This window comes from Streptomyces hirsutus, assembly GCF_001418415.1.
Classification (GTDB): domain Bacteria; phylum Actinomycetota; class Actinomycetes; order Streptomycetales; family Streptomycetaceae; genus Streptomyces; species Streptomyces hirsutus.
In genome coordinates, this window is the sequence record NZ_LIQT01000285.1 from 1 (window position 1) to 10,355 (window position 10,355).

Below are 10,355 nucleotides of genomic sequence, written 5' to 3' on the forward strand. Positions count from 1 at the left end.
TCATGCGCAAGGCGCGTTCCGCGGCGCCGGACTCCTCACCGACGCCACGGAACGCGCCTTGCGCATGATCGTCCTGGGCACTCGCCTGCACTCCCCCGCCGTCCCCGCCGTCCGGCGGGCGGTGCCCGGCGGGACGCGCGTACCAGGGCAGGCGACCGGGGCTCAGGCGGAGGTGTCCGGCACGCAGCGGCCGTCGACCGTCCGGTAGCTCCAGCGGGCGCCACCGCGCACGAGCTCCCGGACGGCGCGGACGAAGCGCTCCACGTGTTCGTCCGGCGTGCCCGCGCCGAAGCTGACGCGGATCGCGTCGAGGGCCGTCCCGCCGGGCGCCGCCCCGGGGGCGCCGCACTCGCCCCCGTCCTGCGGATCGCCGCCGAGCAGGGCGCGCAGCAGCGGGTGGGCGCAGAACAGTCCGTCCCGTACGCCGATGCCGTACTCGGCGGAGAGGGCCGCGGCGAAGTGGGAGCCGTTCCAGCCGTCGACGACGAAGGAGAGCACGCCGACGCGCGGTGCGTCGTCCCCGAACAGGGACAGGAACCGCACCTCGGGCACGTCCGCGAGCCCGTCCCGCACGGTGCGGATCAGCCGCTCCTCGCGGGCGGCCAGTGTGCCGAACCCGGCCTCGGCGAGTGCCTTGCAGGCCGAGGCGAGCGCGTAGGCGCCGATGACGTTGGGCGAGCCGGCCTCGTGGCGGGCGGCGCTGTCGTGCCACTGGACGTCCACTCCCCCGTCCTCGCGCCGGGTGACCTTGCGGCTGGCGCCGCCCCCCGCGAGGTAGGGCTCGGCCTCCCGCAGCCAGTCGGCGCGGCCGGCCAGGACGCCGGCGCCGAACGGGGCGTACAGCTTGTGCCCGGAGAAGGCGACCCAGTCGACGTCCAGCTCGCGCAGGCTCACCGCGTGGTGCGGGGCGAGCTGGGCGGCGTCCAGGACGATCCGGGCACCGTGCGCGTGGGCGGCGGCGGCCAGCTCGCGCACGGGCCACAGCTCGCCGGTGACGTTGGAGGCGCCGGTGACGCAGACCAGGGCCGGGCCGTGGGAGTCGCGGGCGGCGAGGGCGTGTTCCAGGGCCCGTACGGCCTGCTCCGGGCTGTCCGGGGCGTCGAGGAAGGTGACACGGGCGCCGCGCCAGGGCAGCAGGGCGGCGTGGTGCTCGGTCTCGAAGACGAAGACCTGGCAGTCGTCCGGGAGGGCGGCGGCGAGCAGGTTGAGCGAGTCGGTGGTGGACCGGGTGAAGACCACCTGGTCCCCGTCCCGGCAGTCGAGCAACCCGGCAACGGTCCGGCGGGCGTTCTCGAACAGCTCGGTGGAGAGCTGGGAGAGGTACCCGGCGCCGCGGTGGACGCTGCCGTAGTAGGGCGCGTACGCGGCCACGTCGTCCCAGACGCGCTGGAGCGCCGGGGCGCTGGCGGCGTAGTCGAGCGCGGCGTAGGTGACCTCCCCACCGGTGACGAGCGGAACGGTGACGTCCCGGCCGAGCACGGGCAGCGGAGCGCAGCCGGACGGGGCGACGGCATCGGCGGCGGAGACGGCGGCGAGAGTGGAAACGGACATGGCTGGACTCCCGTGGAGGCAGGCGGAATCACCACGCGAGCGCACACGGCTCGAGCGTGGGAGAAGGTGGGAAAGAATCCTGCGGGGGGGGGGCGGGGCTCTGCGGCCTCGAAGGGCCCGTCAGAAGCGCCCTAACGCATTCGCATGCTCAACGGAAGGCTCCCTCGAACGACCAGGACCCCTGGTGTCCCACTCGATCGAGTGCGAGGGATCCGCGCTTGCCGCGAGCCCTGCTGCTCACGGCCTGGTCCTCACCCGGGGCACCCCGCCACGGACGGAGGGTTGCCGGACAGCCGGCCGGGGCCTGATGGCTGTCGCTCATGACCTGGTCCCACATCCTGCCACACGGGCCCGCGGCACGCGCAAGGCGCGGTCCGGATCCTGGACGGACCGGACCGCGCCCTCACACCTGCCGTACCGCTCGAACGCGGCTCACGCGTTGCTGGCCAGCACCCAGCGCTCCAGAACCCGCCGGGCGGCGCCCGAGTCGATCGATTCGGCGGCCTTGGCCATCCCTGCCCGGATCTGCTCCACCAGCGTCCCGGTTCCCGGTTCGAGCGCCACCAGCGCCGCCGCCGAGTTCAGCAGCACCGCGTCCCGCACCGGGCCGTGCTCGCCGTCCAGCACCCGCCGGGCGACCTCCGCGTTGTACGACGCGTCGGCGCCGCGCAGGGCCTCCAGCGGTACGGGTTCGATGCCGACGTCGCGCGGGTCGAAGCGCTCCTCGGTCACCTTTCCGTCCCGGACCACCCACACCGTCGAGGGGCCGGTGGTGGTCAGCTCGTCGAGGCCGTCGTCGCCGCGGAACACCAGCGAGGAGTGGCCGCGTCCGGCGAACACGCCGGCCATGATCGGAGCCATCCTCGGGTCGGCGACGCCGACGGCCTGGGCCCTGACCCGGGCGGGGTTGGCCAGCGGACCGAGGAAGTTGAACACCGTCCGGATGCCCAGCTGGCCTCGCGCGGCCGCCACGTGCCGCAGCGCCGGGTGGAACTTCACCGCGAAGCAGAAGGTGATCCCGGCCTCCTCGGCGACCTCGGCGACCCGCTGCGGGGTCAGCTCCAGGTTGACGCCGAGCTTCTCCAGGACGTCGGAGGCGCCGGACGCGGAGGAGGCGGCCCGGTTGCCGTGCTTGACGACCTTCGCCCCGGTGCCGGCGATGACGACGGAGGACATCGTGGAGATGTTCACCGTCCTGGCGCCGTCGCCGCCGGTGCCGACGATGTCGACGGTCTTCCCGGGCACCTCGATGCCGATGGCGTGGTCGTACATCGCCCGGACGCAGCCGGTGATCTCCTCGACGGTCTCGCCCTTGGCCCGCAGGGACACGGCGAACCCGGCGATCTGCGCGTCGGTGGCCTCACCGCGCATGATCAGGTCCATCGCCCAGGCGGTGTCGTCGGCGGACAGGTCCCGGCCGTCGAGCAGGCCGTTCAACAGGGCGGGCCAGGAGCGGCCCGCCGCGGTGTTGCCTCCTGCGGGGGTCACAGCGCTCATCAGCCGCTCCTGGGTCCTCGACGTCTTCGGCAGACGGATGGGTAGGGGTTTCGTCCCCACCCTATCGATCCCGGGGCACGACGAAGGGCCCCCGTCCGGTCCTCGGACGGGGGCCCTTCGCAGTCGTGTGGCGACTCGGTTGCCTTGGAAGGCGGTTGAGGCGGTGCGGGGATCAGTGGTGGCCGTGGCCGCTCGTGATCTCCTTGTACTCCTCGACGGTCGGCTTCGGAATCTGGGACTCCTCGCCGTAGTAGCCCTTGCTGAGCTTGACGCGCAGCTTCTCGAGCGGCTTCACCTTGCGCTCGACACCGTTCTCGTCGACGAGCGGGCCGATCTCGGCCGGCTTGTACTGCTCGTGCGCCGTGAGGGTGTGCAGCTGCTCCTGGCTGAGCGGCTCGTGGACCTCGATGAACTCACCGTGCGGCAGGCGCTTGATGATGCCCGACTCGCGGCCGTGCAGCACCTTGTCCTTGTCCCGGCGCTGGAGGCCGAGGCAGATCCGCTTGGTGACGATGAACGCCACCACGGGCCCGACGAAGAACCCGATGCGGATGAACCAGGTGATCGCGTTGATCGACAGGTTGAAGTGGGTGGCCCACAGGTCGTTGCCACCGCCGACGAGGAGCAGGAAGTACAGGGTGATCCAGGCGACACCGAAGGCGGTGCGCGTCGGGGCGTTGCGCGGGCGGTCCAGGATGTGGTGCTCGCGCTTGTCCCCGGTGACCCAGGACTCGATGAACGGGTAGAGGGCGATGGACCCCAGGACCAGCCCGAAGATCATCAGCGGGATGAACACACCCAGGACGAGCGTGTGGCCCCAGAAGTTGATCTCCCAGCCCGGCATCACACGGATCAGGCCCTCGGAGAAGCCCATGTACCAGTCGGGCTGGGCTCCGGTGGAGACCATGTCCGGCCGGTAGGGGCCGATGTTCCAGATCGGGTTGATCGACGCGACCGCCGAGACGACGCACAGCACGCCGAAGACCAGGAAGAAGAAGCCTCCGGCCTTCGCCATGTACACCGGCAGCAGCGGCATGCCCACGACGTTCTTGTTGGTCTTGCCGGGGCCCGCGAACTGCGTGTGCTTGTGGTAGAAGACCAGGATCAGGTGCGCCACCACGAGGCCGAGCATGATGCCCGGCAGCAGCAGGATGTGGATCGAGTAGAACCGGGCGATGAAGTCGTCCCCCGGGAACTCCCCGCCGAAGATGAACATCGAGAGGTACGTGCCGACGATCGGCATCGACAGGACCGCGCCCTGCGTGAAGCGGATACCGGTGCCGGAGAGCAGGTCGTCCGGGAGCGAGTAGCCGGTGAACCCGGTGAACATGCCCAGGACGAGCAGCAGGAAGCCGAACAGCCAGTTGACCTCACGCGGCTTGCGGAACGCGCCGGTGAAGAACACGCGCATCATGTGCACGAACATGCCGGCCACGAAGATCAGCGCGGCCCAGTGGTGGAGCTGCCGGATCAGCAGACCACCGCGGACGTCGAAGCTGATGTCCAGCGTCGACTTGTACGCCTCACTCATCAGCTGTCCCTGCATCGGGACGTAGCTGCCGTGGTACACCACCTCGTTCATCGAGGGGTGGAAGAACAGCGTCAGGTACACACCCGTGAGGATGATGATGATGAAGCTGTAGAGGCAGATCTCACCCAGCATGAACGACCAGTGGTCGGGGAAGATCTTGCGCATGTTGGCCTTGGCCAGGGAGTAGATCCCCAGCCGGCCGTCGGCCCAGTCTGCGACGCGTTCGCCGGCCGGGGCCTTCCCGCGGGAGCGGCCCGGCCCGTCGGCGCCGGACGGATTCGTGGTGCTGGTCGTGGTACTCATCCGCGCTCCCAGAAGGACGGACCGACGGGCTCTTCGAAGTCGCCGAGCGCTTCGAGGTAACCCTCGTCGTTCACACCGATACGCAGCTGCGGCAGGGCGTGACCGGCGGGACCGAAGATGACCCGGGCCCCGTCGGAGAGGTCGAAGGTGGACTGGTGACAGGGGCACAGCGCGTGGTGCGTCTGCTGCTCGTACAGGGAGATCGGGCAACCGACGTGGGTGCAGATCTTCGAGTACGCGACGATTCCCTCGTGCGACCACTCGAGCTCGCGCTTGTCCTTGATGTTCTCCGGCTGGATACGGACGATCATCAGGGCGGCCTTGGCGATCTCGTTCATGAACCCGTGCTCGTGCGGGTCCAGGCCCTCGGGCTGGGCAAAGGTCAGCGAGCCCACGATGATGTCGGACGGCCGCATGGGCTCGTTCGTGTTCATGTTAACGAGCAGCTTGCCCTTTTTCCACGCCGTGTGGCGGAGCTTGGTCTCGGGCAGCGGACCGAGGTCGCGCAGCAGGACCACGCCGGAGAGCGGGACCAGGGCCAGCGCGCCGAACATCGTGTTGCGGATCAGCTTGCGCCGTCCGATCACGGATTCCTTCGCGCCCTGGCGGAAGTCCTCCATGACCTTCTCGCGGACCTCCGGCGGGGCGGCGATCGGGTGCCGCTCGTCGGCGGTCTCCTGGTCCGACATCAGCGTGCGGGCCCAGTGGACCGCGCCGGCGCCGATGGCGAACAGGGCGATGCCGAGGGTCATACCGAGCGCGAAGTTCAGCGCGTTGATGTGACCGATCGGGAAGATGTAGACGGACTGGTCGACCGGGATCGTCACGAACGACGCGATGAAGCCGACGGTGGCCAGCATCGACAGCGTGAACAGCAGGGCGACCGTACGCTCGGACCGCTTGGCGGCCCGCTCGTCGACGTCCTGGACCCGCGGTTCGTGGGGCGGCAGCCCCGGGTCGGCGAACGGGTTCTTCTCGTCCGCGACGCGCACCGCGCCGTGCGCGGTGTCCTGCCCTGCGGGCAGCTTCTCTTCGGGAGTCTCTTGGGTACTCATGACTTCCTGGCCTTTGCGGTCCGAGCGGCGACCCAAGCGGCGACCGCGATCATCCCGCCGAGTCCGAAGATCCAGGCGAACAGACCCTCGGAGACCGGGCCGAGCCCGCCCAGCGACAGGCCGCCGGGGCTCACGGTCTCATCGCCGTTCACCGTCTTCACGTAGGCGATGATGTCCTTCTTGTTCTGCTCCGACAGCGAACCGTCGGGGAAGGACGGCATGTTCTGCGGGCCGGTCAGCATGGCCTGGTAGATGTGCTTGGGGTCCACGCCCTCCAGGTCCGGGGCGTACTTGCCGTGCGTGAGCGCACCGCCCTTGCCGGTGAAGTTGTGGCACTGTGCGCAGTTGTTGCGGAACAGCTCACCACCCTTGGCGATGTCGGCGCCCTCGGGGCCGTACTGCTCCTCGGTGGGAACGGCCGGGCCGGCGCCCAGGGAGGCGATGTACGCCGCCATCTGGTCGATCTCGGCCTGGGTGTAGACGGCCTTCTTCTTCGGAAGCTGTGCGGCCTGCGAGGTGGCGGCCGGCATACGGCCGGTGGCCACCTGGAAGTCGACGGCCGCTGCGCCCACGCCCACGAGGCTCGGACCGTCGGTGGTGCCCTGCCCACCGGTGCCGTGGCAGCTGGCACAGCCGACCGCGTAGAGCTTCTTGCCCTCCTCGATGGTGAGGGATTGGGCGGTTTCGTCGGCCTGTGCCTTGCTCGCGGGTGCGAACACGGCGTACAGCCCCCCGGTGCATGCCAGCGCGAGGAGCAGGACGACGAGCGCCGCCAACGGGTGGCGTCGTCGTGCGGAGAGCTTTTTCACGGATTACCCCGGTGTCAGGATCTTCTGCGTCGATGCTTCTGGTAAGTGCGCTTCTTCGAGCGCGCGGATTCGGGTCCGCCTACTTGATCATGTAGATCGTGGCGAAGAGGCCGATCCAGACGACATCGACGAAATGCCAGTAGTAGGACACGACGATGGCCGCCGTCGCCTGGTCATGGGTGAACCTCCGAGCCGCGTAGGTCCGGCCCAGGACGAACAGGAAGGCGAAGAGACCGCCCAGCACGTGCAGGCCGTGGAAGCCGGTGGTCAGGTAGAAGACCGATCCGTAGGGGTCGGAGGAGATGGACAAGCCGTAGTGCTTGACCAACTCGGTGTATTCGAGAACCTGACCGCCGATGAAGACGGAGCCCATGATGAACGTGACGATGAACCACGCCCGGAGCTTCTTCACGTCCCCGCGCTCGGCGGCGAAGACGCCGAGCTGGCAAGTGAGTGAGGAGAGCACCAGGACCGTGGTGTTCGTCAACGAGAACGGGAAGTTCAGCGTGTCGGCCTTCTCCGACCAGAAGTCGGGTCCGGTCACCGATCGCAGGGTGAAGTACATCGCGAAGAGGGCCGCGAAGAACATCAGCTCGGAACTCAGCCAGATGATGGTTCCGACGCTGGTGAGGTTCGGTCGATTGACCGACGGGTGCGCGTGCCCGGTATCTACTGTCGTTGCTGTCGCCACGCCGACATTATGTCGGTCGCTTATCCCGCCCTCACCCCGGGGGGTGCTGTTCGGTGTGTTCGCCCGTCGTGTACTGCCCGGATGGCCCATCGAAGCGGTGTCCGAACCAGTGTTGACAAGCTGCCGGAAGGGGTAGCATCCGCGCCATCGGCACCACTGGTGCCGGACGATGCCGTGCCCCTCGGAAGCGTGGAGGAACAATGCAGGCGACCGCCACGGTGCTGGTCTACAGCGACAACGCAGGCACCCGGGAGCAGGTGCGGCTCGCCACCGGCCGGCGGCCGGCCCCGGACGTGCCCGTCGTGGAGTTCGTGGAGTGCGCGACCCTCCCGGCCGTCCTCAAGGAACTGGAGCGGGGCGGGATCGACGTCTGCGTCCTGGACGGCGAGTCGTCGCCGGTGGGCGGCATGGGCGTGTGCCGGCAGATCAAGGACGAGATCTTCCAGTGCCCGCCGGTACTGCTGCTCATCGGCCGGCCCCAGGACGCCTGGCTGGCCACCTGGAGCCGCGCGGAGGCCGCTGTGACGCTGCCGGTGGAGCCGGTGGAGTTCGCCTCGGCCCTGGCCTCCCTGCTGCGCCGGAAGCACGCCCTGAGCGTCTAGGGCCCGTCCGGCGGCTCAGGCCGGAGACGCGGGGGCCGGCACGCACATCTGCCGCGTTGTCGTCACTCGCCGGCTCCCCCGAGCTCTCGGCTCCTCCCCCACTCTCGGCTTCGCTCGAGCGGGGGCACCCCCATGAGCAGGGGGGACCCCCATCGCGTCGACGCCCTCCTCCGCCTCGCAGCTGCACGCACCAGAACCCGCTCACCCCAGCTCGAAAGATGCCGCCGGCCACCTCCGACTTGACCCGCCGGACAGACCGTAGGGCCCGTCCGGCGGCTCAGGCCGGCTGGGGGCGCAGGCGGGCCTTCTCCTCGGGGGCGGGACCGGGCCCGGTGCCGCCCACCAGGGCGCTGCCCTCGCGCCATTGGGCCCAGGTGAGGTTCCAGTCGCCGAAGCCGTTGCCGAAGGGCTCCATGGTCGCGCCGCCGGAGTTGACGACCTCGACCAGGTCGCCCTGGTGGAACGTGTCGAAGAACCACTCGGCGTCGCCGGTGCTCATGCCGACGCAGCCGTGGCTGACGTTGTCGTAGCCCTGGGAGCCGACGGACCAGGGGGCGGCGTGCACGTACTCACCGCTCCAGGTCACCCTGGTGGCGAAGTGGACGGGCATGTCGTACGACTCGGAGGAGCCCTCGGCTATGCCTATGGTGGTGCTGAGCATACGTACGAGGCGTTCCTTGGCGAGGACGACCTTGACGCCGTTGCGGGTCTCGAAGCCGGGCTTGCCGGCGGTGACGGCGATCTTCCTGATCTCCTCTCCGCTCTTGTAGACCGTCAGCCGGTGCGCGGCGACGTCGGTGACGGCTATGACCTGGTCGCCGGTGCTGAGGGTCAGCGGTTCGGCCTTGCCGCCCGTCAGCCGGTCGCCGATCCTGACGCCCTCCAGGGTGCTGCGCACCCTGATGGTGGCGTTCTCGGGCCAGTACCCCTTCGGACGGAAGTGGAGTTTCCTGTCGTCCACCCAGTGCCAGGAGCCGACCACCGCGGGCGTGGAGGACACCTTCAGTCCGCGCTCCACGACAGCGCGTTGGGCGGGGTCCTGGACGGGCGCGGTCAGCTCGGCGGTGAGCGGCTGGCCGACGCCGTAGGTGCCCTTTCCCGGGCCGAAGGTGACGCCGAGGCTCTTGGCGCCGCTGCTCCTGGGGGCGGTGGGCTTGCCCGTGGTGAAGGTGAGGACCTTGCGGCCCGGTGCCCCGTCCTCGTCCTCGGTGCTGACCCGGACCGTGTAGTCGGTGTCGGCGGCGAGCGGGGAGGTGCTGTGCCAGCGGCTGCCGTCGGCGGCGAGTTCGCCCCCCACGTGGTGGCCCGCGGCGTCCACCGTCGTGACGTCGGTGATGCGCCCGCCGGAGTCCTCGGCGACGATCTCCAGGGGCGTGTCCGGGTCGGCCTTCTTCCCTTCGGAGGGCCCGTTGAAGCTGATCCGGTCCGCTGCGTCGTAGGGCTCGGCGGACAGTGGGTTCCCGCCGGAGGAGCAGCCGGTGAAGCCCGCGCCGAGGGCGATCACCAGCAGCGTGCAGCCGACGGCAGTGCGGTTTCGGGGAGCACGTCTCATGAGCTCACGCTAGGGAGTCTCGTCAACTGCGGCACGCCGGAAAACTCGAACGAGTGACGCTTGTCGTGGCCGAATGCGACGCAGGGCCCGGACGCTCCTGGGGGAGTGTCCGGGCCCTGCGCGGGTCGCTCGTCCTACTGGTGCGTACTACCGGGGTGCGTCCTACTGGGTGCGGTTCTCACCGCGGTAGTACTCGAAGACCCAGCCCCAGATGCTGAGCAGGATCAGCGGTGCCGCGAAGTACATCAGCCACCAGCCGACGGCGACGGCCAGGAAGGCGACCCCGGCACCGAGGCCGAGACCGAGCGGCTGCCAGCTGTGCGGGCTGAAGAACCCGACCTCGCCGGCGTCGTCGGCGACGTCCGCCTCCTTGTTGTCCTGAGGACCCACGTCGACCCGCCGGGCGGTGAAGCCCAGGTAGAAGCCGATCATGATGCTCAGGCCGAAGGCCAGGAAGAGGGCCGTGGTGCCGGCCGGCTCCTTCGACCACACGCCGTAGACGACCGCCACGACGAGCAGGAAGGCGCTCAGCCAGACGAACATCTTGCCCTGGATCTTCACTTGCCGGCCTCCTTGCCGCCGGAGAGGACCTTCTCACCGTGACCGGCGTTCTCGAGCTGGTCGAGCGCGGCGATCTCCGGGTAGTGCAGATCGAACGCCGGGGATTCGCTGCGGATCCGCGGCAGGGTGAGGAAGTTGTGGCGCGGGGGCGGGCAGGAGGTGGCCCACTCCAGCGAACGGCCGTACCCCCACGGGTCGTCGAC

At 69.6% G+C, this 10,355-nt stretch carries 9 protein-coding genes, 2 pseudogenes and 1 riboswitch; of the genes and pseudogenes, 2 read left to right on the forward strand and 9 right to left on the reverse strand.

The annotated features are described in order from the left end of the window. Positions 1-208 (forward strand): annotated as a pseudogene (locus AOK11_RS21165) (glycerate kinase); the annotation flags it as partial. On the opposite strand, the gene AOK11_RS21170 reads toward AOK11_RS21165, so the two are convergent. The 6 genes from AOK11_RS21170 to ctaE all read right to left on the reverse strand — a co-directional run bounded on the left by AOK11_RS21170 (position 163) and on the right by ctaE (position 7,437). Then, complete coding sequence (locus AOK11_RS21170; protein WP_055595301.1) at positions 163-1,551, reverse strand: aminotransferase class V-fold PLP-dependent enzyme; 1,389 nt, start codon at positions 1,549-1,551, stop codon at positions 163-165. The pseudogene AOK11_RS21165 and the gene AOK11_RS21170 overlap by 46 nt on opposite strands. A gap of 209 nt (positions 1,552-1,760) precedes the next feature. Then, positions 1,761-1,877: riboswitch (SAM riboswitch) on the reverse strand. A gap of 106 nt (positions 1,878-1,983) precedes the next feature. Further along, complete coding sequence (gene trpD / locus AOK11_RS21175; RefSeq protein WP_055595302.1) at positions 1,984-3,048, reverse strand: anthranilate phosphoribosyltransferase; 1,065 nt, start codon at positions 3,046-3,048, stop codon at positions 1,984-1,986. Between the two features lie 172 nt (positions 3,049-3,220). Next, entirely contained in the window at positions 3,221-4,882 is a 1,662-nt protein-coding gene (qcrB, locus tag AOK11_RS21180; RefSeq protein ID WP_055595303.1) for a cytochrome bc1 complex cytochrome b subunit, read from the reverse strand. Further along, a complete protein-coding gene (gene qcrA, locus AOK11_RS21185; RefSeq protein ID WP_055595304.1) occupies positions 4,879-5,937 on the reverse strand; it encodes a cytochrome bc1 complex Rieske iron-sulfur subunit in 1,059 nt (352 codons plus the stop codon). Before qcrA ends, qcrB begins: the two co-directional genes overlap by 4 nt. Continuing rightward, entirely contained in the window at positions 5,934-6,746 is an 813-nt protein-coding gene (gene qcrC, locus AOK11_RS21190; RefSeq protein WP_055595305.1) for a cytochrome bc1 complex diheme cytochrome c subunit, read from the reverse strand. Before qcrC ends, qcrA begins: the two co-directional genes overlap by 4 nt. Positions 6,747-6,825: 79 nt before the next feature. Further along, positions 6,826-7,437: an aa3-type cytochrome oxidase subunit III gene (gene ctaE / locus AOK11_RS21195; RefSeq protein WP_055595306.1), complete on the reverse strand. Its 612-nt coding sequence runs from the start codon at positions 7,435-7,437 to the stop codon at positions 6,826-6,828. Between the two features lie 200 nt (positions 7,438-7,637). Here ctaE and AOK11_RS21200 point away from each other — a divergent pair, with 200 nt between their 5' ends. Further along, positions 7,638-8,039, forward strand: a complete 402-nt coding sequence (locus tag AOK11_RS21200; protein WP_055595307.1) for a DNA-binding transcriptional response regulator — start codon at positions 7,638-7,640, stop codon at positions 8,037-8,039. Positions 8,040-8,316: 277 nt separating this feature from the next. Here AOK11_RS21200 and AOK11_RS21205 read toward each other — a convergent pair whose 3' ends face one another. The 3 genes and pseudogenes from AOK11_RS21205 to AOK11_RS21215 all read right to left on the reverse strand — a co-directional run. Further along, on the reverse strand, positions 8,317-9,591 hold the full coding sequence (locus AOK11_RS21205; protein ID WP_055595308.1) for a L,D-transpeptidase: 1,275 nt from the start codon (positions 9,589-9,591) through the stop codon (positions 8,317-8,319). 162 nt (positions 9,592-9,753) lie between these two features. Then, complete coding sequence (locus AOK11_RS21210; protein ID WP_055595309.1) at positions 9,754-10,152, reverse strand: cytochrome c oxidase subunit 4; 399 nt, start codon at positions 10,150-10,152, stop codon at positions 9,754-9,756. Continuing rightward, positions 10,149-10,355 (reverse strand): annotated as a pseudogene (locus tag AOK11_RS21215) (aa3-type cytochrome oxidase subunit I); the annotation flags it as partial. The gene AOK11_RS21210 and the pseudogene AOK11_RS21215, both read right to left, overlap by 4 nt.